At 50.6% G+C, this 22,415-nt stretch carries 18 protein-coding genes and 1 pseudogene; 8 read left to right on the top strand and 11 right to left on the bottom strand.

Annotated features, from left to right (window positions below; translation table 11 throughout):
- The first annotated feature begins 1 nt into the window (after position 1).
- Together V7676_RS03340 and V7676_RS03345 are read left to right on the top strand one after the other, a co-directional pair.
- A complete protein-coding gene (locus V7676_RS03340; RefSeq protein ID WP_335658896.1) occupies positions 2-1,639 on the top strand; it encodes a ribonuclease J in 1,638 nt (545 codons plus the stop codon).
- Between the two features lie 5 nt (positions 1,640-1,644).
- Positions 1,645-1,926 (top strand): DUF1467 family protein, encoded by a 282-nt coding sequence (locus V7676_RS03345; RefSeq protein ID WP_335658235.1) that lies wholly within the window; start codon positions 1,645-1,647, stop codon positions 1,924-1,926.
- 3 nt (positions 1,927-1,929) lie between these two features.
- Here the strand turns inward: V7676_RS03345 and V7676_RS03350 are convergent, their stop codons facing one another.
- On the bottom strand, positions 1,930-4,275 hold the full coding sequence (locus tag V7676_RS03350) for a hypothetical protein (protein WP_335658236.1): 2,346 nt from the start codon (positions 4,273-4,275) through the stop codon (positions 1,930-1,932).
- Positions 4,276-4,343: 68 nt separating this feature from the next.
- Between V7676_RS03350 and V7676_RS03355 the strand changes: the two genes are divergently transcribed.
- From V7676_RS03355 to V7676_RS03370, 4 genes are all read left to right on the top strand, one after another.
- Entirely contained in the window at positions 4,344-4,652 is a 309-nt protein-coding gene (locus V7676_RS03355) for an Hpt domain-containing protein (RefSeq protein WP_335658237.1), read from the top strand.
- 238 nt (positions 4,653-4,890) lie between these two features.
- On the top strand, positions 4,891-5,976 hold the full coding sequence (locus V7676_RS03360) for a hypothetical protein (protein WP_335658238.1): 1,086 nt from the start codon (positions 4,891-4,893) through the stop codon (positions 5,974-5,976).
- Positions 5,977-6,048: 72 nt separating this feature from the next.
- Positions 6,049-7,083 carry a hypothetical protein gene (locus V7676_RS03365; RefSeq protein ID WP_335658239.1) on the top strand — a complete coding sequence of 345 codons (1,035 nt, stop codon included), beginning with the start codon at positions 6,049-6,051 and terminating at the stop codon, positions 7,081-7,083.
- Positions 7,084-7,085: 2 nt separating this feature from the next.
- Entirely contained in the window at positions 7,086-8,483 is a 1,398-nt protein-coding gene (locus V7676_RS03370) for a sensor histidine kinase (protein ID WP_335658240.1), read from the top strand.
- A gap of 50 nt (positions 8,484-8,533) precedes the next feature.
- On the opposite strand, the gene V7676_RS03375 is transcribed toward V7676_RS03370, so the two are convergent.
- Both V7676_RS03375 and gltX read right to left on the bottom strand, forming a co-directional pair.
- Positions 8,534-9,820, bottom strand: coding sequence for a citrate synthase (locus V7676_RS03375; protein ID WP_335658241.1), 1,287 nt, complete (start codon positions 9,818-9,820; stop codon positions 8,534-8,536).
- A gap of 35 nt (positions 9,821-9,855) precedes the next feature.
- Positions 9,856-11,271 (bottom strand): glutamate--tRNA ligase, encoded by a 1,416-nt coding sequence (gene gltX / locus V7676_RS03380; RefSeq protein WP_335658242.1) that lies wholly within the window; start codon positions 11,269-11,271, stop codon positions 9,856-9,858.
- 124 nt (positions 11,272-11,395) lie between these two features.
- Here gltX and V7676_RS03385 point away from each other — a divergent pair.
- Positions 11,396-13,600, top strand: a pseudogene (locus V7676_RS03385) (ComEC/Rec2 family competence protein).
- Here V7676_RS03385 and lexA read toward each other — a convergent pair.
- The 6 genes from lexA to V7676_RS03415 form a co-directional block, all read right to left on the bottom strand.
- Complete coding sequence (gene lexA, locus V7676_RS03390; protein ID WP_335658243.1) at positions 13,580-14,272, bottom strand: transcriptional repressor LexA; 693 nt, start codon at positions 14,270-14,272, stop codon at positions 13,580-13,582. The pseudogene V7676_RS03385 and the gene lexA overlap by 21 nt on opposite strands.
- A 71-nt stretch (positions 14,273-14,343) precedes the next feature.
- The gene (locus V7676_RS03395) at positions 14,344-15,528 is read right to left on the bottom strand and encodes a molybdopterin molybdotransferase MoeA (RefSeq protein ID WP_335658244.1); all 1,185 of its coding nucleotides are present in this window, start codon (positions 15,526-15,528) and stop codon (positions 14,344-14,346) included.
- Entirely contained in the window at positions 15,525-15,995 is a 471-nt protein-coding gene (gene moaC / locus V7676_RS03400; RefSeq protein WP_335658245.1) for a cyclic pyranopterin monophosphate synthase MoaC, read from the bottom strand. The genes V7676_RS03395 and moaC overlap by 4 nt, the downstream gene beginning before the upstream one ends.
- Positions 15,992-16,792, bottom strand: a complete 801-nt coding sequence (gene trpC / locus V7676_RS03405) for an indole-3-glycerol phosphate synthase TrpC (protein ID WP_335658246.1) — start codon at positions 16,790-16,792, stop codon at positions 15,992-15,994. Before trpC ends, moaC begins: the two co-directional genes overlap by 4 nt.
- A gap of 10 nt (positions 16,793-16,802) precedes the next feature.
- The gene (gene trpD, locus V7676_RS03410; RefSeq protein ID WP_335658247.1) at positions 16,803-17,792 is read right to left on the bottom strand and encodes an anthranilate phosphoribosyltransferase; all 990 of its coding nucleotides are present in this window, start codon (positions 17,790-17,792) and stop codon (positions 16,803-16,805) included.
- On the bottom strand, positions 17,789-18,373 hold the full coding sequence (locus V7676_RS03415; protein ID WP_335658248.1) for an anthranilate synthase component II: 585 nt from the start codon (positions 18,371-18,373) through the stop codon (positions 17,789-17,791). Before V7676_RS03415 ends, trpD begins: the two co-directional genes overlap by 4 nt.
- 115 nt (positions 18,374-18,488) lie before the next feature.
- On the opposite strand from V7676_RS03415, the gene V7676_RS03420 reads away from it, so the two are divergent.
- The gene (locus V7676_RS03420) at positions 18,489-18,791 is read left to right on the top strand and encodes a polyhydroxyalkanoic acid system family protein (protein WP_335658249.1); all 303 of its coding nucleotides are present in this window, start codon (positions 18,489-18,491) and stop codon (positions 18,789-18,791) included.
- A gap of 36 nt (positions 18,792-18,827) precedes the next feature.
- Here V7676_RS03420 and trpE read toward each other — a convergent pair whose 3' ends face one another.
- Together trpE and V7676_RS03430 are read right to left on the bottom strand one after the other, a co-directional pair.
- The gene (gene trpE / locus V7676_RS03425; protein ID WP_335658250.1) at positions 18,828-20,348 is read right to left on the bottom strand and encodes an anthranilate synthase component I; all 1,521 of its coding nucleotides are present in this window, start codon (positions 20,346-20,348) and stop codon (positions 18,828-18,830) included.
- Positions 20,349-20,377: 29 nt separating this feature from the next.
- A complete protein-coding gene (locus tag V7676_RS03430) occupies positions 20,378-22,321 on the bottom strand; it encodes a peptidylprolyl isomerase (RefSeq protein WP_335658251.1) in 1,944 nt (647 codons plus the stop codon).
- Positions 22,322-22,415 lie beyond the last annotated feature (94 nt).

The following is a 22,415-nucleotide window of genomic DNA, read 5'->3' on the forward strand; positions in this document are numbered from 1 at the left end:
GATAAAACCAAAAAATGAACTTCTCTTCCTGGCTCTTGGCGGGTCAGCGGAGATTGGCATGAACGTCAACCTATATGGCTGTGAAGGAAAATGGGTGATGGTCGACCTCGGCATGACTTTTGGAGATGCTGGCTATCCGGGTATTGACCTGATTCTGCCCGATCTTGAATTTATTGAAAAGCAGGCGAAAAACTTGCTCGGTATTGTGCTGACCCATGGGCATGAAGATCATATTGGTGCGATCCCCTATTTTGCGGGGGAGTTGGACGTACCGCTTTATGCGACACCGTTTACCGCAGGCCTTATACGCCGGAAATTGGCGGAGGCCGGTCTGGAAAATGATGTTGAGCTGAATATCATTCCCAACGAAGGCAGCTTTGACCTTGGGCCTTTTGGATTTCGCTATTTACCGATTGCTCACAGTATTGCTGAGGGCAACGCACTGCTTATCGACACGCCTTACGGGAAGATTTTCCATACCGGTGATTGGAAGCTGGATGACGAGCCGATGCTTGGCGTTCCATCAACGCCCGAGCAGTTAAAAGCGGTTGGTGACGAAGGCATTCTGGCGATGGTTTGTGATTCCACCAATGTCTTCAACAATACGGCTTCGGGATCGGAAGGCGATGTTTATCGCAATTTAATGCGAGTCGTAGAAAATCTTAAAAATCGGGTTCTAGTTACGACATTTGCGTCAAATGCGGCGCGGCTTCAAACGCTTGGCGAAGTTGCGAAACATTCGGGACGACAGTTATGCGTCGCAGGGCGTTCGCTAGACCGGATGATTGAGAATTGCCGCGAAAATGGTTATTTAAAAGACTTCCCGCCGACCGTCGATTTCGATGAAGCGATGACTATTCCGCGCGACGAAATCATGATTATTGCTACTGGCGGTCAAGGCGAGGCAAGAGCTGCACTTGGACGGATTGCTGGTGAAAGCCATAAAATTAGGTTGACCGAAGGGGATAACGTACTGTTCTCCTCGAAACAGATACCCGGAAACGAGATCGCCATTGGTCGGATCCAAAACCAACTTGCTGCGAAGGGGGTTGTCATGATCACCGATCGCCAAGAAGATATTCATGTGTCCGGTCATCCAGGGAAACCGGAATTGGCTCAAATGTATAAATGGATACGGCCCGAAATTTTGGTGCCGGTCCATGGCGAGATACGTCATATGAAAGAACAGGAGCGCTTTGGTGCAGAGCAGGGCGTTCCGAAGAATATCTTCCAGCAAAATGGCGATGTCGTTCGGCTGTCTCCCAATGGCCCTAAAATCATAGGTCAAGAAAAGACAGGACGTCTGGTCGTCGATGGGGATGTGATTATCCCAGCCGACGGCAAGACGCTTAACGATCGCCGTAAAATCGCTTATAATGGGATGATTTCCGTAGCGATCGGCTTGGATAACCGCGGCAGAATTTCTGGCCAGCCGATTTTGCGACTCTTGGGCGTACCGCTAGAAGAAGATGAAGAGGATTTTCTCGATGAAATGTGCGAGGCAATATTGAAGAAATTCAAGAAGCCCGTTGGCGATATCACCAGATTTTCCGAAGAATTGCGGCTGATGGTTCGCCGCAGCGCAACAGAATGGACTGGAAAGAAGCCGATTGTTTCGGTGATGGTGGTGGAGGCCTAATAACCATGCAATTGGTGTCGATTATATTTATTTATGTGCTCTTTTGGACCGTGTCGGTGTTTATCGTTCTACCCATTGGGATACGTAATCATCGTGAAATGGGCGTAGATATGGTGGAGGGGCAATCGGACGGTGCACCGGCCAATTATAAACCCGTTAAACTGATCTTCTATACGACGTTGCTAGCAACCGCTTTTTTTGCCTTATTCTATCTAAATTATAGCAATCAATGGATAACCATTGAAAACCTTGATTTTTTTGGAAGCCGGGAGCGTTTGGGGCTATAGGCCCTAACTGCGAAGGCGTTCAATCGCCTGAGCAAGGGCGACATAGAGTTTTCCGATGTCAGACGACAATAATGTAACGCTTATCGCGCTACCGTCACGGGTCGCCAAGACACCGCGGAGCATAGCTTCAAAGTCGTGGATATAACGGTTCACATGTTCCCGGAACTCGGAATTATTGTCATATTCTGTCAAAATTTCCCGAACCTCTCCGCTATCGAGCAGGCGTACTGCGCGGCGGGTAAATATACCGCGATCACCCTTTAAATACGCGGCCCATTCTGTGTCGGTTACTTCATTCGACAGCAATTTTGTCACATCAATGGCTGTGGAATTCAGGGACTCTGTTAGCAGCGCGACGCGGCGTGAGAAATTTTCATCTCCACTTTGCTCTGCTTTTTCCTTCGCGAACAAGATGCGTTGTTCCAACTTCGCGGTCATGTCTTCAATGGCGTTAAGCTGCCCCGCCAGTTGACCAGCAGTTGATTCCGTTGCCGCCATAGCCTTAGCTATAGCGGTTTCCAGTTTCGGTGCGATCGTGGAAATTTTATCATCGATAATTTTATTGAGCGCTTTTTCACTGACTTTTTCGAAAGCTGCTGCAGATCCAGAAATTGAATTTTCTAAAGCTTGCCGTGAATGTTCCGATGCTTGTCTTGCGGTATCCTTTACACGCATCAGGGCACTGATGAGTTTCTCACCGGCACTTTCGGCTAAAGCCTCATTTTGTTCGCGAACCTTCTGCAATTCTCTCGCCAAGCCATCGATTTTGCCGAGAACATTGTCTGTCGCAATATTGCCATCATCACTGAGCTTTGCGAGTTTGACGCGTTGTTCTTCGATGGCTTCATCGGATTTTTCAATTTTCGAAGTCACTTCGTCGGTAACCGCGCCAACCTTTGCCGCTTTCTGCGCCATATGGCTAAACAAGGCCGAGCTGGCTTCAGATTTCTCATTCATCCGGTCGAAGGCTGCTGGTAATGTTTCGTCCAGTTCGCGTGCGCCACTATCAAGTGCAACAAGCAGTTTTTCCATGCGCTCGATCATATCGTCGGCGGTGTCATGACCTTGCGCGATTGATTGTTTCAGCGATTCGCTATTCTGTTCCAGCGCTGTCATCGCAAAGGCTAGCTTCGCTGTTTTTTGGCCACTTTCATTATCCAAAGTCGCGACTTTCGTCGTGATTTCGGAAATGCTTTGATGCAGTTGGGACACCAGCTCTTTCAAGCGAGCCTCTTCGCCATCGGCGGTTATGCCTACCAATGTTAAAGTATCGGTCAATGCCGTTAGGTCGGCTTTTAGGGTCTGTGAGCTTTCGGACGTTTCCGTTGCAAGCTCGGCCCGCGTCTGGTGCAGGGCTTCGATGACTTCTGTAGAAGCATTTTTCAAAACAGTTGCTATGCGAGTTGACTCAGTTTCTGCCTCAGAAAGCTGCTTCGCAAATTTTTCTTTAATTTTTTCAGCAGTCGTATCGAGATTGTTCAAGGAATCTTCTGAACGTTGGCTCAACTCATCCAGACTTTTCTTCGCAGTCGATCCAACCTCGCCAATTCGCCGTAGAACCGTGACCATACCAGCCATTTCTGTCTGTGCTGCGCGGCCAGAATTGCCTATTTGATTGGTCACGTCTTTTGCGGTGTTTATGACGAATGGCAAATGCGTCCGCAGCTGTTCCAGATTATTATATGCTGTTCCGCTGACATCATCCAATTTCTTCATCTTCGAAAGACCCTCGCTCAAAACCGCTTTAATATTTCCAGCAGCTTTGTTGAGCTTGTCTGACGATTGTGAACCGAGTGTTTCCAGTTCCCGCGTTTCACCGGCCAAAAATTCGCGCGCCATAGACAGTTCATTATTCACAGTCTTAAGGCGAAATTCCAATTGCTCAGATTCCAAACGGAGAGAAGAGGATACATCTCCAAAGCGTTTGGCTTCACGCGTGCTGTTGCGCATATAAAGCAGATAAATAATTGCAAAGGTTGCGACTGGCAGACAATATTGAGAAATTAGATCAATCCCCACCTTCATTGTCGGAATCGTTGTAAAAATGTCGCGATAGGCCCAGCCAAAAAAGCCAGTCCATATCAATATGGAAAGGCCCAATAATACGGGCGGAATATTGTGACTTTTGGATAAAGAAACGGGGTCCTCATCGGCATAATGACTCCATTCGTCATCGCTGCCGTTTTGATCAACTGTTTGATTCGCACCGCTTTCCATTTGGTCGCTGCGATCATCATCACTCAGCACTGGCGGTTGATCGCCATCTGCTTCATCAAACTCTATATTTTCAATGTGCGGCTCTTGGCTGCGGTTGCGTCTGATACCGATAATTTTTGATCCACTTGTCATAAGCCCTATTTACCATAAAATTCGCTGAGAGAAACTATAAGTTAACCACGGCGCTATATGATACTCAAATGTCATTCGATTATGGAGCGCTCGACGCGGCTTTAACCGCCGCAGTTGGTGACGATCAGTCACTTATCGCAGAATTGCGCATGGCCTTTTTGGAAAGTGCCAAGCGTCAGGTTGACTTGCTTCACCGGGCACGTTGCGATGCCAATTGGCAATATGCTGCTTGGCGCCTTAAGGGGCTGGCAGCAAGCTTTGGTGCGACTCGTGTACTGAACTTGGCGGAAGAGGCAGCAATAGCTGCACCCGGAGAACCCACGGTGCTGACAAAGCTTGAACGAGCAATTGCCGCGATTGAAAACCACCGCGACTAAATAGACTGCGATTAATCAATACACTCATTAATACCCGCGAGCGAGAGATATAGCTTTAATGCCGCTCGCCGAAATCCTATATGATGCTCATGTTGTTTGACGCATCATTTGGGGTGTATTTTTGAGATTGGCACTAATTTCCTTAGCGACCGAGGATATGACGGGGCATGGCCCCGCAGGCCTATTGTCGCTATTTGACGGTAATATTGTCGAAAAGCAAGTTGAGTCCGTTCGAAATATGGGCGCGGAAAAAATTATATTCCTATGTCCGACAATGCATGGCGCGTTGCTCCAATATATCGATATTCTGAAAGGGCAGGGCATTGATGCGGAGATAGTTCGCAATGCCGGCGACCTTGGTCAATATGTTTCGCAGGATGACGACATGGTATTTCTTGGCGATGGGATAATTCCATGGCAATCGCTGGAAAAGCATTTGTCGGAGCAATCGGGTGAGCTTGTATATGTCGTTACAAATGCAAACTTATATGAGAATTTTGAGCGTATAGACCTTAGCCAAAGGTGGCTTGGCATCGCACTTTTAAAGGCCATGCGTCTTGAAGAAATAGCGGAAATCCCGGATGATTGGGATATTGGATCGGCTCTGCTTCGCACCGCGGTGCAGTCTGAGTGCTATAGGGAGTTGGTATCTGACGAGGATATGCGGGCAGATGCTGTTCCGCAGTTGCTCGATGCAGAAGCCAGTGTGACATATGCCAAGAGGCAATTAGATAAAGTCGAGATACCCAAGCAGAATTTTCTCGATAGATTTTTAGTCTGGCCGCTTATGCGAAGGGCTATACCATCGCTTTGGAAAGCTCATGAGGGGAAAAGATATATAGGCTTGGCCGGCATGGCTTGTGCAGTCATAGCAGCAGGCCTCTCCCTGATTGTTTCACCCGCCATTTCTTTTGGTTTCTTGTTTCTTGGGGCGCTCTGCATCGCACTTCATAACCGGATTGCGATCTTTTCGGTAAATGATGGAAAACGCGACTTAACGAGCCTTTCTTTCTATGGGGTGGCAGCGATTGTTTTGATCTTTACGGTTTTCCAAGAAGGGTCGCGATCGACTATATTCGCAGATATTGCGATATTATTTTTATTCGTCGGCAATTTCTGGATGGTCATTAGAGCATCGAACAATTCTAAGTTAAATTTAATTAGACCTGATATCCTTTTGGTTTTATTAATTTTATTAATTGCCAGCGCCGCCGGGTTCTTTTCAATTGGTCTATATATCTCGGCGTTATTATGCATGGCCTATCTCATCACTGCACAAACTGATTTTCTCGCTTCAAAACAGCTAATTGAGCCACATAATTAGGCAATATTGCACTTAGCCAGATATTAACCACATTGGTGTACGGTTAATTCTATGGCAAAACGAGATTTCTCAATGGATCAGAATCCAGGCGATGGCCTTGTGCAAAAAGCTGCTGCAGTTGGCGTGGCAAGCGCCTATGTTTCCGATGATCTTGCCGCTGCCTTATTTCCCAAGTCCGGCATTAATTTGTCGGACCGAATGCTGTCCAATGGCCTCCAATATTTGCGAGCGATTATCCGAGAAATCGAGATCGAAATCTGCATGATCGCAGCAGAAGAATTCGGCCTAAAACATGATATTATTATCGAGATTGGCAATAGCGGGAGGGGGCATAGCTATGCTCTTCTCCAAAGCGCAGGATTGCTGGAGTCAAAAAACCTGCTAGAATATGTATTCACATGTATCCAGCGCGTTGAACTTGGCACCCGGCTTCTACAAAAAATTTCCCAAGCCGACCTCGAATCGGTTTTGATACGCCACCTTGATTGTGAAGACGCCGTGATAGCGGACGCTGCGATGGCTTTGCTCGTGGCGCAAAGCCGGGACAATGGCGGTTCGGGTTTAATTCATGCGCATATCTCCAATTTGCCAGCAGATATATTGTTCGCATTGACGTGGCCGATTACCGCTGCGTTGCAAAAATTATCAGGCTACGAAGGCCAAGAACTTATAAAAGCAGCAGAAAAACTGTTGGGGGGGCACGATGAAGGTGCTGCAATCCAAAGCCGCGCGCGGAGACTGGCCCAACTTGTCGATCACATCGCCGGGAGCGCGGAGAGTCCGCACCCGTTGCACGATGGTGTCGATCTTTTTCTGGCGCGATTGGCGCAGCGATCCGGACTGTCAGTTGATCAGCTAATATTGTTTACAGCAGAACCGAAGATGATGCGGCTTGTCTTGGCCATGCGTGCTATGGATATTTCGACCGATCATGCTTTGTCGATTTTCGGAGCCTTGGACGGCAGCGGACAAATGCTCACACCCGCGTCCTATAATGAAATTGATGTCGATAGGGCATCGGAACTCGTCAGCCAATGGTCGGGTAATGGGCTGCTTCAGGACGCCCAGCGTAAGCTTAACACCCATTTTTCAGGGTTATCTGTCTAGTGATGGTTTCCGGCAATCTTGCTGAGCCTGTGCGCGGGCAATTGGATGCTGACGGCCGTCTAGTCTCGGCCGATCCACTTCTATTACGTCTGCATTTACACTGCGGCGGCTATGAAGGTGGTCCATTGGCCGTACCGCAGCTTTCAAACTTATGCCGTCTGAGTCGACAGCTTAATATGAATTTGTCGCGTTCTGTGCAGGCAGCGGATGATGATAATTTGATCAGCATGTGGGTCGAAATTCGACTGGAACGTGGGGAACAGGACGGCAATGTTGCGATCAGCATTATTGACTGGAAAGAAACGCCTTCGCAAACGGCCTATAACCAAATATCGGGACGGCAACGCGATTTTGACCGGCTGAATGGACGCGGTTCCATTCGTACCGATGCGTCATTGCGTATCATGGCACTCTCCCTGCCCGGTGAATGGGACATGGTTGAAAAATATATTGGTCACTCGCTTCTCGACGTGTTTGATTTTGTTGAGCCGTCCAAACAAAGCGTTTTGGTCGAATCTATTTCCGAACGCCAACCTGTGCGGGGGCAGCATGTTCGTCAAAAGAATGAGAAAAAATCGCATTATTATCTCTCAGGACAACCTTTAATCAATAATGACGGCTTGTTTTCCGGCTATCGTTTTGCGTTGGAGCTAGATGAAGAGCGAGAACAACTGGCGCGAAATGATGCGGATCGTTCGGGCATCGAAAAAGGTGATTTGATAAGTGACTCTCTTTTCGGGTCGCAACTGGGCCCCGCTTTGCGTCAGCCTCTGGGCAAGATTATTGCGAATGCGGAAACTATTGGTAGCCGTTTAGAAGGCCCATTACGCGGCGATTATTCTGATTATGCCAAGGATATTGCCTCCGCTGGCCGTCATTTGATGGACTTGGTCAATGACCTGTCAGACTTAGAAGCGATCCAACGGACAAGCTTTTCAGTCGCGGCCGATGATATTGATCTAGTTGATTTGGCGCACCGGGCTGCTGGATTGCTGGCGGTGAAGGCCGCCGATCATCAAATCAGAATTGATTTGCCCAGTAAAGATAAGAAAATTCCGGCACAGGGCGAGTTCCGCCGGGTTCTGCAGGTCTTGGTCAACCTGATCGGCAATGCGATTCGCTATTCTCCCGATGGTTCGGTTATAAAATTGCAGGCGATGCACGGAGACGAGCTATCTGCGATTTCAGTCCGTGACCAAGGCGACGGTATTGCAGAAGATGATCAGCAGCGGATTTTCGAGAAATTTGAACGGTTAGGGCGTTCTGGCGATGGTGGTAGTGGGCTTGGTCTATTTATATCCCGGCGCCTAGCCAATGCGATGGACGGTAGCCTGACCGTAGAAAGCGCAGTTGGCAAAGGTTCCACATTTACGCTCAGACTGCCGACACGTATAGATTAGGCACAAAAAAGGGGAGCGATGAAGCCCCCCTTTTCGTTTTATCATTTCGATTAGCGTTTGCCGATTTCGACATAATCGCGGTGGGTTGGCCCCGTGTAAAGTTGACGAGGGCGACCGATACGCTGACCGGGGTCAGAAATCATTTCATTCCATTGCGCAACCCAGCCAACTGTCCTGGCAAGAGCGAATAGAGCGGTAAACATCGATGTTGGAAAACCGATTGCTGAGAGAATGATGCCCGAATAGAAATCGACATTCGGGAATAGTTTTTTCTCAATGAAATAAGGGTCATTGAGAGCCATTTCTTCCAGTTGCAGGGCAACGTCAAATACTGGGTCGCTAACTTTCAATGCAGCAAATACCTCGCGAACGGTTTTCTGCATGACGGTCGCACGAGGGTCGTGATTTTTATAAACCCGGTGGCCAAAACCCATCAAACGGAATGGATCGTCTTTGTCCTTGGCACGGGCGATATATTCAGGAATCCGGTCAGGATGACCAATTTCATGGAGCATGTTCAGTGCCGCTTCGTTAGCGCCGCCGTGGGCAGGGCCCCAGAGGCAAGCGATGCCGGCCGCAATACAAGCGAAAGGATTAGCGCCAGAAGATCCGGCAAGTCTTACGGTTGAAGTCGAAGCATTTTGCTCATGATCAGCATGGAGGATGAAAATCCGGTCCATGGCTTTTTCAATTACCGGGTTCACCTCATAAGGTTCTGCTGGAACACCAAAGGTCATCCGCAGAAAATTGCCTGTGTAACTCAGGCTATTATCCGGATAAAGTGGTGGCTGACCGACTGCATATTTATAAGCCATAGCCGCGATGGTTGGCATTTTCGCAATTAGCCGGTGACTGGCGATCATCCGTTGCTGCGGGTCGTTAATGTCTGTGCTGTCATGATAGAAGGCGGAAAGCGCACCAACCACACCGCACATGATCGCCATCGGATGAGCATCCCTGCGGAAGCCATTATAGAAACCGCGCAGTTGATCATGGAGCATCGTGTGACGGGTAATGGTGTTGGTAAAATCAGCATATTCATCGGAAGTCGGTAATTCGCCGCGTAGCAATAAATGAGCAACTTCCATAAAGCTGCTCTGCTCTGCCAATTGTTCGATGGGATAACCGCGATGTAGTAAAACGCCTTCATCACCGTCAATGAAGGTCAATTCTGATTCGCAGCTGGCAGTGGACGTGAAGCCAGGATCATAAGTGAAAGCGCCGGTTTGCGCATAAAGTTTCCGAATGTCGATGACGTCCGGCCCTTCAGTGCCTTTCATTACTGCGAATTCGTGATTTTCGCCGTTTAAACTAAATCCTGCGCTATTGTTGCCCACAATATTGTCCTTTCTGACCCTGAAAAATCAGGTTATTAAATTTGATCTGCAAGACGGTCCAATGACTCTTCTTTGCCCAAGAGGATTAGCACGTCAAAAATTCCGGGTGAACTGGCACTTCCGGTTAAAGCTGCCCGCATAGGTTGTGCAAGCTTTCCTAACCCCAATTCATTAGCCTCCGCTATCGTCTTCACTCTGTCTTCGGTCGTTTCAATTGTCCAGTCGTCAAGATCAGTCAATGCAGAATGAATCGATTCCAGCAGTTGCATTGCGTCAGCGTCTAGCAGAGATTGTGCCTTCTCGTCGAGGTCAAGTGGTCGTTTTTTATAGAGAAAAAGGCTATTATTGGCCAGTTCGATGAGGTTTTTTGCTCTGCTTTTCAAAACTGGCATCGCTTGAGCCAATAATTCCCGTTCGGAAGGCGTTAATTCCGTTCCAAGCTCTTCCTCAATCCATGGCGCGGCAAGGGTAACTAGTGCGCTATCATCAGCTTCCCGAATATACTGACCATTTAGATTTTGGAGTTTTTTAGCGTCGAAGCGCGATGGCGATTTTCCGACGCCGGAAAGGCCAAACCATTCCGTCGCTTGCGCCCGCGAAATAATCTCGTCATCGCCGTGCCCCCAACCGAGCCGCAGCAGATAATTGAACATCGCATCGGACATGATACCCATATCGCGATAGGCCTCGACGCCTAACGCGCCGTGGCGCTTGGAGAGTTTCGCGCCATCATTGCCATGGATCAACGGAATATGCGCGTATACAGGTTCTTTCCATCCCATAGCGCGGATCAAAGCCAGTTGCCGGAAAGCGTTATTGAGATGGTCATCACCGCGGATTAAATGGGTGACGCCCATGTCGTGGTCATCAACTACCACTGCCAGCATATAAGTTGGCGTGCTATCGGAGCGCAGGAGAATAAAGTCATCAATTTCGCTATACTGAACAGAAACCTCTCCCTGAACAGCGTCAGTGATGGTCATCTTTCCACCGGTTTCGGTCTTTAGCCGGATTACATACGGCGCTCCATCCGGTGCTTCCGATGGATCGCGGTCACGCCAGCGACCATCATAGCGCATGGGTTTCTTTTCCGCCTTTTGCTGTTCGCGCATGGCGGTGAGCTCTTCGGGCGTCGCGAAGCATTTATAGGCGTTTCCGGCGGCGAGCAACTGATGCGCCACTTCAGCGTGGCGGGCGGCGCGTTCGGACTGAAATACCGGTTCGTCATCCCAATCCAAGCCAAGCCATTCTAGTCCTTCCAAAATCGCATCAATGGCTTCTTGAGAGGAACGTGCCTTGTCGGTATCTTCTATCCGTAGCAGCGCTTTGCCGCCGTGGTGCCGGGCAAATAACCAGTTAAACATCGCAGTTCGGGCGCCGCCAATATGCAAAAAGCCGGTTGGAGAGGGCGCAAAACGCGTGACGACTTGTTCTGTTTCATTAAGAGTCACGCTTAGTGTTTTCCTCTGTTAAGCAAATGGGATGCAGAATGGCTTCGACCCGAACAGCCTTGGTGTGACTGCCGATAATATCGGCACGGCAACCATTTCTGGCTCGGATGACAAGGCCCTTAGCATGTGGTTTCGTGCACGACAATTGCCTGAATATATAAGAAATCAGCAAATTTTTATAAGCCTTGAAATACAGCTCGAAAAAGAGCGAGAACGATTGGCTTTATGGGTGCCGGTAGGAGTCGGAACGGGAATCGCTATCTGGTTTCTGCTCTCAAATTTCTGGTTATGGGGAGCGTTTCTTGCGTGCTGCGGAGGCTTGGCCTTAAGTGTCAAAGTGATGAATCGGGGCGGGCGGACCAGTAACGCCGTTTTCTGGTTCTCATTGTTGATGGCCATCGGATGTGCTTTAATGTGGATGCGTAGCTGGGCTGTCTCCGCGCCAGTGCTGGAACGCCCGACTGTATCGACTTTCTACGCAAAGATTGAAGCGACCGAAGTCGTTAGTGCACGCAACATAGTCCGATTGATATTGGCTACGCATGAAAAGGGAGATTTACCGCCCCGCGTGCGCGTGAATGTGCCTGTTGGCAAGTACGGAACAGATTTACGGGCAGGTGCGATCATAAAGCTGCGCGCGCGGTTAATGCCGCCGGCTATGGCAAGCCTGCCCGGCGCTTATGATTTCTCTCGCCGTGCTTGGTTTATGGGATTGGGCGCGACCGGTCAGCTTTTAGGTGAAATTGAGGTAATACAACTACCGAAGCGATCGTGGGGGCTAGTTTCGGAACTACCCAATTATCGCAAAAAGCTATCCGGTCATGTGCAGTCGCGTATGGCCGGAGGTGCTGGTGCAATAGGTGCAACTTTAGCAACGGGTGATCGCGGAGCGATTAGCGAGGCCGATGCGGAGGCAATGCGGCGTAGCGGGTTGGCACATCTCTTGTCGATTAGCGGGCTTCATGTGACAGCGGTGGTCGGCGCGGTTTATTTGCTGGTGTTGCGAATCCTTGCGCTATCCCCGCTATTGGCTTTGCGTTTTCGATTACCGTTAGTGGCCGCTGGCTGTGCTGCGGTCGCAGCTCTTGCCTAGACGTTGTTGACGGGGGCAGAAGTGCCTACAATTCGAGCCTGCGTAGCAGCTTTATTGGTACTCGCGGCGTTGATCATGGGACGAAATGCTATAACATTGCGCGTGGTTGCCGCAGGCGCCTTGTTCATACTTGTTTTCTGGCCGGAATCGCTCCTCGGACCAAGTTTTCAGCTTAGTTTTGCCGCGGTCACGGCGATAATCGCTATGCATGAGAATCCCAAGATACAGGCGCTGTTCGCTCGCCGGGATGAAAGGTTTTTGAAGCAAACTGGTCGTTTCCTTTTTTCTCTCTTTCTAACTGGCTTGGTTGTCGAGTTGATACTTATGCCCATTGCTTTGTTTCATTTTCACAAGGCGGGCATTTACGGTGCACTTGCCAATATCATAGCCATTCCACTGACAACATTTGTGATCATGCCGTTAGAAGCATTTGCACTGCTTTTAGACACAGCCGGTTTGGGCGCTCCGATATGGTGGATTTGTGAGAAGGCGCTGGACGGCTTGTTGGTTGTTGCGCATTTTGTGTCCAGCCGTCCAGGGGCGGTAACAATGCTGCCCACAATGCCGCAATCTGCTTTTTCTTTGGTAATTGTTGGCGGACTATGGTTGTTTTTATGGGCTCAACGCTGGCGTCTGTGGGGCTTTCTCCCGATTTTTCTAGGTCTGTCTATAATAGTCTCAAACCGAGCGCCGGATCTTTATATTACCGGTGATGGACGCCATGTGGGTGTACGTAATCACGTTGGCGAGCTTGCGATGCTACGCATCCGTAGCGGAGAATTTGTTCGGAAAATACTGTTGGAAAATGCAGGCGTTGAAGGGGAGGCTGCTGCACTGGAACAATGGCCGAATGCCAGGTGCAACCCGGATAGCTGCACCATTGTCATAGAATCTGAAGACAGAAAATGGGTGATATTGGCGACCCGCAGTTCTTATTATATTCCAGCGCTCGCGCTTTCAGCGGCTTGTCGCCGTGCCGATATTGTCATCAGCGAACGGGGTCTTCCTGCAAGTTGTCAGCCGCGTTGGTTCAAAGTGGATCGCCAGCTTTTGCGGCAAACCGGTGGTATGACAATTGATCTTGCAAATCAGGATGTCACTACGGTGTTAGAGCGTTCTGGCCATCATCAATGGATGCAGTTCATCGCCCCAAAAGCACGAATCAATCGTAGGCTGGCTCAGCCTAAACCGAGTGGTGATAAAACCAATCCGGTCTCAATTATAACGCCGCAATAAACCGGCCATTTTTCCCTGAATTCTTACCTCGCCCGCGCCAAAAATCTGTGGTTCATAGGCTGGATTCGCTGGATCAAGCCGGACCTGCCCATTTTCTTTAAACAGATATTTGAGCGTGGCCTCTTCATCATGGACAAGTGCCACAACAATCTCGCCATTACGCGCGGTCTCGGTGCGTTGAATTAGGGCATAGTCCCCGTCCAATATACCGGCTTCGATCATGGAATCGCCGGAAACTTCCAAAGCATAATGCTCACCGGAACCCAGTAAAGCAGCCGGAACACTGAGCACAGACTGGCCTTCAAGCGCTTCAATCGGGACACCCGCGGCAATCTTGCCGTGTAGAGGGATTTCAATCACATCATTGGCCACAACCGGAATTTCTTTCACAGATGCCGACCGCACGGGATCCGCTGCAATATCGATTACATTGGACGCAAGCGGTTTCAAATTTCCGCCTTCGGGGAGCTTGGTGACTTCCAAAGCTCGTGCCCGATTGGGGAGCCGCCGTAAAAAGCCGCGCTCTTCCAAAGCGCTGATCAACCGATGAACACCAGACTTGGATTTCAAACCCAATGCATCCTTCATCTCTTCGAAGGAGGGAGACACGCCTGATTCTTCCAAGCTGTTATGGATGAAGCATAGAAGTTCATGTTGTTTCGGTGTGAGCATATTTCATGTCCTTATCGGGAACGAATAAGGAACAATTATGAAACAAACCATGCCAAGTCAAGTATTTATTATCAAACGGCGATATAAGAAACCGCTGCACCAATTGGTTGTTCGGGACTATGGGCTGGACGAATGAGCAGCGCGTTGGCCGCAGCCAGTACTGAGAGCTTTGCGCTGTCTTGGTTATCAAAGGCGGTGATGCCCTGACCATCGACCTGTGCTCTCAGGAATTCAGCGCGCTGGGTCGTTGCGGGTAGCGGGGTGCTTGTATTTGCTATGTGGATGACGGGCATATGCTTCTTTGCGCCCGCCAAGTAACGGACTATCGGCAATAGGAATAATGTGGCTGTAACAAAAGCGGACCCCGGATTGCCGGGCAGGGCGAGAACGAGGCTGTTACCTAGCTTGCCAGCCATGAGCGGCTTGCCCGGCTTCATCGCGATTTTCCAGAAATCCGTTTCGCCGCCAAGCCGTTGGAAAGCTGGTGCTACCAAATCATGATCGCCCACGGACGCCCCCCCGATGGTAACGATGATATCGCAGTCTTTGGCGCTTTCCAGCGCTTCACACAGGCTTTCCATATCGTCCTTGATGCGGCTGATAGAACGGGACTGGGCGGGTAGACCCGCCAGCATAGCTGCTATCATGACGTCATTGCTGGCCGGAATCTGATGCGGCTTTGTATCCGAGCCGGGTTTGATCAATTCATCCCCGGTCGAGAGGATCGCTACTTTGGGACATTGCCCCACGCTGATGCTACCCAGCCCGGCAATCACCGCATGACCCAAGGCTGCTGGTTTCAGATATGTTCCTGACTCCAGCGCAATGTCGCCTGCCTTGAAATCACCGCCTTGATGGCGAACATGATGGCCTCGGGCGGGTGACGGATCGCTGGTCAGGTGGATCATATCGCCGTCTCGTTCGACATTTTCCTGCATGACAACTGTGTCGGCACCGTCTGGCATCAAAGCACCGGTAAAAATACGGGCCGCTTGTCCCGCCGTTATCGGCGGGCAGGGCGGGCTTCCCGCCTTGCATTCGCCAACCAATTGCCATGGTCCATCGCGATCTTCAAAGCGGATCGCATAGCCATCCATCGCGGACATATCGGCGGCAGGCTGGTTACGCTTGGCAGTAACGTCTTCCGCAAGATAGCGGCCTAACGCCTCTTCGACCGGAACCGTTTCTGCGGGCAAGGGCCGCGCCATGGCAATTAACCGCTTTTGTGCGTCTTCCAAGGGCAGCAATGGCTTCATTCGGCGGTCCAGTCTCCTGATTTTCCGCCCGATTTCGATAATAGACGAATGTCGCTAATTACCATGTCTTTCTGCATGGCTTTTGACATGTCATAGACTGTTAAAAGTGCGACTGAAGCTGCTGTTAAAGCCTCCATTTCAACGCCAGTTTTTCCGGTAAGGCGTGCCATCGCCTGAACCTTGATACCGTTATCCAGAAATATAAAATCCACGGCCACTTTGCTGAGTGCCAGTGGATGACAAAGCGGGATAAGATCGCTGGTTTTCTTTGCCGCCATGATCCCGGCGATGCGTGCAGTAGCCAGCACATCGCCCTTTTTCATTGCATTGGCTCTAATGGCTTCCAGAACCTCCAGCTTCATGCTGATCACACCTTCGGCGCGCGCTTCACGTATAGTCTTATCCTTGGCTGAAATATCGACCATATGAGCTGCGCCGTCGCCATCGATATGCGTGAGTTTGCTCATTGCAGTTCCTGGCTGCCGGTTAGAAGCAAACGAGTCGCCGCTTCGACATCATCCTGCCGCATGAGCGATTCTCCGACCAAAAATGCGCGTGCGCCGGATTGTGACAATCTCTGGCAATCTTCATGCGAGAAAATCCCGCTTTCCGATACCATAATCCGGTCTTCGGGAACCAGCATTGATAAATGTTCGGTTTGCTCAAGGCTGGTTTCGAAGGTCTTGAGATTACGGTTATTAATACCCAAAAGCCGGGATTTTAATTTTAACGCCCGTTCCAGTTCCGCTTCATCATGCACCTCTATCAGCGCGTCCATGCCCAATTCCAATGCGGCGGCCTCAATCTCGTTAGCGGCGGCATCATCCAATACCGCCATGATAATTAAGATTGCATCGGCGCCAAGGGCTCGGGATTCTTCGACTTGCCAGGGATCGATCATGAAGTCTTTGCGCAGGCAGGGCAGCTTGCTCGCCGCTTGAGCCGCGACAAGATATTCATCTGCACCTTGGAAATAGGGCATATCGGTGAGAATTGAAAGACAGGCTGCGCCTCCGGCCTCATAGGCGCGGGCGTGGACGGGCGGATCAAAATCCTCCCGGATCAAGCCTTTGGACGGGCTGGCTTTCTTGATCTCCGCTATAAGAGCAAATCCGGTTGCCGATTTTTGCTCTATCGCCTTGATAAAGCCGCGTGGCGGGGCTTGATGCCTGACCTGATCATGCATATCGGACGTTGAAATCTGCGATTTCCGCTTCTGTACGTGTTCGCGTTTCGCTTCGCAAATTTCGGTAAGTTTGTTCATCGACCGCGCCTCATTGATTAGCAATCCAGCAATTGAGCAGTGCATTGGCTAGACCCTTGTCCAGAGCTTCAGCGGCTTCTTCGGCGCCTGCTTCCCAGCTATCTGCTTCGCCTGCAACCATTAATGCGGCCGCACTATTGAGCAATACAGCATCACGATAAGCCGATGGCTCACCCTGCAACAGTGCCCGCAGGGCAGCGGCATTATGTTCGGCATCACCGCCTTTGATGGCGTCAGCAGGATTGCGCGGCAGGCCAAGGTCTTCAGGTATAATCCTGCTGTGAGTAATGGAGCGCCCTTCGACGACGGCTATTTTCGATGGTCCGGAAATGCTGAGCTCATCCAATCCTTCTTCGCCGGAAACGATCATGACCTTTTCATAACCAAGCTGCGCGGCAGCTTCGGCATAGGTTTCCACTAGATCAGGAGAAGCCACGCCAATGAGCTGACGTTTCACACGCGCCGGATTACATAGCGGGCCAAGCAAGTTAAAGATCGTGCGCCGACCAATGGCCTTGCGAATGGGCGCTAGCGGGCCGAGCGCGGGATGATGATTGGGCGCAAAGAAAAAGGCGATACCTACGTCGCGTAGGGATTGCTCACCGCCAGTCGCGGCCTTGGTGAGGTCCAGTCCCAGAGCCTCCAGCGTATCTGCCGCCCCTGATTTGCTGGATGCGGCGCGGTTGCCGTGTTTTGCCATCGGAACGTCGCAGGCGGCAACGACCAAGGCCGTCGCGGTTGAGATATTCAGGCTATGGCTGCCGTCACCGCCAGTCCCGCACACATCAATTGCATTGGCGGGGGCTTGGACGGAAATCATCCTCGCCCGCATCTCATGTGCTGCTGCGGCAATCTCGGTCGCCGTCTCACCGCGATCGGTTAGTGCTATTAGGAAGCTCGTGATATCGGCGCTATCCGCTTTCCCGTCGAGTATCGTTGCGAAAGCATTGCGTGCGTCGGCTTCTGACAAAGGGGAAACAGGATTGGGTAAAGTGGTCATGTGATTCGCTTCGGTGCCAAGCCGGCCAGACGCATGAAATTGGCGAGCAAATCATGGCCATATTCCGTGGCAATGCTTTCGGGATGGAATTGCACACCATGGATAGGTAAGCTTTCGTGTCGAAAACCCATAACAGACCCGTCTTCAGCTGTGGCGTTTACCAGAAGGCAATCGGGAATATCCTCGACAATCAACGAATGATAGCGGGTCGCGGTATATGGCGATGGGATATTCGCAAAAACGCCGCTATTATCATGTGTGACCGGTGATGTTTTTCCGTGCATTAATCCGCCGCGCACGACTTTCCCCCCGAAATGCTGGCCAATGCTCTGATGTCCCAGACAGACACCCAGTAGCGGTTTATGCGCGTCGGCGCAGGCGGCCACGAGATCAAGTGAAATTCCGGCTTCATTTGGTGTACAGGGACCCGGCGATATCAAAAATGCATCAGCGCCGGTTGCCAAAGCCTCACTGGCGCTCATCGCGTCATTGCGTTCTACCCGGACCTCCGCGCCCAGTTCCATCAAATAATGGACCAGATTAAAGGTAAAGCTGTCATAATTATCGATAACCAAGATCATGAAATGCTGCCTAATGATAAAAACGCCGCAGGCCAAGTTTTTCCGCTGTGAATGATGCAGATCGTTTGACGGAGACAATCCGAGTGATATTGGGGTGGCAAGGGGAAATTACATCATGGCTGAACCGGTAACCGTAACCATTCCGCATAAACTAGGACTGACAGAAGCCCGAGATCGCATTGGCAAAGGGGTCCATATGCTGAGTGAAACCGTTCCCGGCGCGACTATGACCGACCATCATTGGGAAGACGACACGATGCACTGCACATTGGAAGTCATGGGCCAGCATATTGGCGGCAAAATGCAGGTCCGCGAAGAGGAGGTTTACGCGATGTTCGATTTGCCGCCGTTGCTAGCGATGTTTGCCAATAAAATTAAGCAAAAGCTTCAGAAAGAAGCGCCAAAAATGTTGGAATAGGGTTTGCTTCTACTGGAATGGAGCCGCTGACGGAGTTTATTGCCCAAAGCCTGCGTCCTGTGCACGGCGCATTGCTTCTTTCGCCGCCGCTAACAAGGCGCCTGATTTCGCTTCACATTCGCGCAGTTCATAGGCGGGTTCACTGTCCGCTACGATGCCGGCACCGGCTTGAACATGGAGAATGCCGTCTTTGACGATACCGGTGCGAAGGACGATGCAACTGTCCATGCTGCCATCGGGGGAGAAATAGCCGACACCGCCAGCATAGGCGCCGCGGGTTTCTGGCTCTAGTTCCGCGATGATCTGACAGGCGCGGACTTTTGGTGCGCCGCTTACTGTGCCAGCTGGGAATCCTGCGAACAGTGCGTCGAGCGCATCTTTATCCGGTGCCAATTCTCCCACCACGTTGGAGACGATATGCATGACGTGGCTGTAAAATTCGACCGTATAACTGTCTGTGACCTCGACACTATTTGCAGCGCTCACCCGGCCTACATCGTTGCGGCCAAGGTCCAGCAGCATCAAATGTTCCGCACGTTCCTTGGGGTCGGCGAGAAGACTTTCACGATTGGCTTTGTCTTCGGCAGCATTGGCACCGCGCGGACGGGTTCCAGCTATGGGCCTGATCGTGACTTCACCGTCGCGGGCCCGCACCAAAATCTCCGGGCTCGAACCGATTAGGGCAAAACCGGGGAGATCGAGGAAAAACAGAAAAGGAGAAGGGTTTATCCGGCGCAATGAGCGATAAAGCTCCACCGGAGGTAAGGTAAAGGGCGCGGTGAAACGCTGGGCCAAAACGACCTGAAAAATGTCACCCGCCTCAATATAATCTTTGGCACTCAGCACCATATCCTTATATTGCTCGGGCGTCAGCTTCGCTTCAAAGGCAAGATCATCCGGATTGAGATCGTGGGTTTGGGAGGTCAATGCCGGAACCGGTGCTGCAATCTGCCGCTCTACTTCATCCAACCGTTCTTCGGCGCGAGCTATCTTGCTCTCGGCATCACCAGCAGTTTCCGGCCAGACTGGAGCGACAAGAAACATCTCATCTGCCAATCGGTCAAAAATGACGACAACGGTGGGCCGGACAAATAGCATGTCTGGCAAATCTAGTTCGGACTGCGGCGCTCGCGGCAGTTTTTCTACCAAGCCAATTGTTTCATAGCCAAAATAACCGACGAGGCAGGCAAGCGCCCGGGGCAGGCCTTCCGGTACGTCCATCTGGCACCGTTTGACCAATTTGCGCAAGGCATCAAGGCTGCTGTCTTGCTCGGCCTCGAAGGCTTCGCGATCGCTCAACCAATTCGGGTTGATCTCTGCCTGCTGACCATTGGCGCGAAAGACAAAGTCCGGAGCGAGGCCGATCAGGCTATGCCGCCCTCGAGTTTCGCCGCCTTCCACTGATTCCAGCAGAAAATCACCACGCTCGGCTTCCATCAGTTTTAGCGCCGCCGATACCGGTGTTTCGATATCCGCTACTTGCTTGCGCCAAATTAGCGCAGGCTTACCTGACCGCAACGCTTCTTGCGCAGCCTCTATGCCGAAGTTACGTGCCATCAGTCTGGAACAGCCCTTAAACCAGCCATTTAGTTACGACCGCTCAATTGGTTTCTTAATGTGGTCAGCGCTTTATCATTTTTCTCTACGCCGACATCAACTTTCATCGCGTTGATAAACTGCTCTGTATATTCATTACCAAAGACCTGTTTAAACTGTGCACCCGTTGCCTTGAGCAAATCTTCGCGTTTTGATGCATCACCGCGATCAATCTTGCTGAGATTGACGACAAACCAACCTTGATTTTGCGGAGCCTTCAATGTTTTGGCGGTGCCCTCTGCCATGCTGAACATCAAGGTGAGCGGAGGTGGAACCTGTCCTTGCTGGCTCTGTCTAGCGAGATCAGCGCGAGTGCTTTTGATGGTTTCTATTTTGGGTAGCTTCACTTTCGCATCGGCAACCGCCTTAGAAATGGACATGCCGCCGCTTACCTGCTTGGCTATTTGATCGGCGAAAATTTTGGCCTTTTTGGAACCTTCATTCAATATATAGTCGCGTGTCACGATTTGTTGGATCGATTTGAGAGGAGGCGGGGCCGCAGGAGCGATTTCGACGACAGACATAATCGCATATTGCTGGCCGGGAATAATCTCCACGACTTGCGGATCGGAATCTTCCTCTAACGAGAAAGCAACAGCCAGTATGCGTTGCATTTCTGGTATCGGACGATAATTGGGATCTTGCGGATTTTGTCCATTGGCAAGCAGCATCGGAGTTGATTCAATCTTCAATGCTTCCGCTTTAGCGACATCTGCCAGTGAAGAGCCAGCGGCAAATTCATCCTCCATTTTGACGGTTAACTCGGCTAACACATCGTCTATTTTAGCGCGGCTAAGTTCGGCCACAATTTGCGCACGAACTTGCTCCAGGCTTTGAGCCGGAACTTTGCGAACGTCGTTAATCTTGGCTATATGCCAACCCAGTGCACTTTGTGCCGGAGTTGATACGCCGCCCGAAGGTGTTGCAAAGACAGCGTTGGCAACAGACTGCGATGCCGATTCTGCTAGTGCGCTTTTGTTGACAGCTCCTACTTCCGATACGGAAAGGCCAACCGATTTCGCTGCGGCGCCAATGCTCATCCCACCGTTAATTTTATTAGCAAGCGCTTTTGCAGCCGCTTCGGTCGGCAAGATGACCTGATTGATATTGCGCGCCTCACTCGCGGCATATTTGGCTTTATCAAGATTATATTTACCCTGAACTTCTTTCTCAGTCGGTTTTACCTTTTCGTTAAACCTGTCTTTGGAAAATAAAGCATAGCTGACTGACCGGCGTTCAGGAATAGTATAGCGTGATCCATTCTTACTATAGAAAGCAGCCAAAGCGGCGTCCGCAGGCTTGATGTTTTTTATAAATGCTGCGGATGGGATAATCGCTATGTTGCCCTGTCGCGCTTCCAAGAGTAGCGATGCATAAGGGGTCACTAGTTTTTGTGGTGCAAAAGCGCCGAATCCGGCGACAGACAGAAGCTGATCCGCCAGCAAATTACGGGTGAAATCATCACGCAGTTGTTGTTCTTTAATCCCTTGCTGTTGCAGAGCGCGGCGGAAGTTTTCTTCGCTAAATTGGCCATCGGCACCTTGGAATGACGATATGCCTGCAATTTCGCCATCGACCAGACGCTTGCCAGCGGTCATACCATATTTGTCACCGAAGGCGGCAATAGCGAAGCTGTTGATTAAGCGTTCCAAAATGCTGTCAAAACCGCCGCCTTCAACATAGGTCTTCAGATCGAGCCCAGTATTTTCACGCTGTTCCGCACGAAAGGCGTTGTTGACCGACTGACTAAGTTCAGACGTTGTCAATTTGGAGCTACCGACCTTCGCTGCAGTGCCAGAGCCCGTAACCCCTCCAAAGGCACCTGAACCAGTGACATCGGCAGACGCAAAGGCAATCGCGATCAGGCCGACAAATCCCAAGGTCAGGAACAAACCGATTTTCGATGAGAAGATATTGCGAAAAAATGTGATCATGAAAATGCTGCAATTCTGTTAGGGTAAATATATTTTCTGATGCTTTAGGCGGCTTGCGTTTTTCGTTCAAGCAAAAGGGGCAGAGTCGGCCAAA

Source organism: Parasphingorhabdus sp. (assembly GCF_036963805.1).
Lineage (GTDB): Bacteria > Pseudomonadota > Alphaproteobacteria > Sphingomonadales > Sphingomonadaceae > Parasphingorhabdus.

Coding starts and splice junctions, on each gene's coding strand:
- V7676_RS03350 (WP_335658236.1), bottom strand. CDS start 4,275: ATGACAAGTGGATCAAAAATTATCGGTATCAGACGCAACCGCAGCCAA.
- trpD (WP_335658247.1), bottom strand. CDS start 17,792: ATGACCACTTTACCCAATCCTGTTTCCCCTTTGTCAGAAGCCGACGCA.
- trpC (WP_335658246.1), bottom strand. CDS start 16,792: ATGAACAAACTTACCGAAATTTGCGAAGCGAAACGCGAACACGTACAG.
- V7676_RS03365 (WP_335658239.1), top strand. CDS start 6,049: ATGGATCAGAATCCAGGCGATGGCCTTGTGCAAAAAGCTGCTGCAGTT.
- V7676_RS03355 (WP_335658237.1), top strand. CDS start 4,344: ATGTCATTCGATTATGGAGCGCTCGACGCGGCTTTAACCGCCGCAGTT.
- V7676_RS03360 (WP_335658238.1), top strand. CDS start 4,891: ATGGGCGCGGAAAAAATTATATTCCTATGTCCGACAATGCATGGCGCG.
- trpE (WP_335658250.1), bottom strand. CDS start 20,348: ATGGCACGTAACTTCGGCATAGAGGCTGCGCAAGAAGCGTTGCGGTCA.
- V7676_RS03415 (WP_335658248.1), bottom strand. CDS start 18,373: ATGATCTTGGTTATCGATAATTATGACAGCTTTACCTTTAATCTGGTC.
- lexA (WP_335658243.1), bottom strand. CDS start 14,272: ATGCTCACACCGAAACAACATGAACTTCTATGCTTCATCCATAACAGC.
- V7676_RS03420 (WP_335658249.1), top strand. CDS start 18,489: ATGGCTGAACCGGTAACCGTAACCATTCCGCATAAACTAGGACTGACA.
- V7676_RS03370 (WP_335658240.1), top strand. CDS start 7,086: ATGGTTTCCGGCAATCTTGCTGAGCCTGTGCGCGGGCAATTGGATGCT.
- V7676_RS03430 (WP_335658251.1), bottom strand. CDS start 22,321: ATGATCACATTTTTTCGCAATATCTTCTCATCGAAAATCGGTTTGTTC.
- moaC (WP_335658245.1), bottom strand. CDS start 15,995: ATGAGCAAACTCACGCATATCGATGGCGACGGCGCAGCTCATATGGTC.
- V7676_RS03395 (WP_335658244.1), bottom strand. CDS start 15,528: ATGAAGCCATTGCTGCCCTTGGAAGACGCACAAAAGCGGTTAATTGCC.
- V7676_RS03345 (WP_335658235.1), top strand. CDS start 1,645: ATGCAATTGGTGTCGATTATATTTATTTATGTGCTCTTTTGGACCGTG.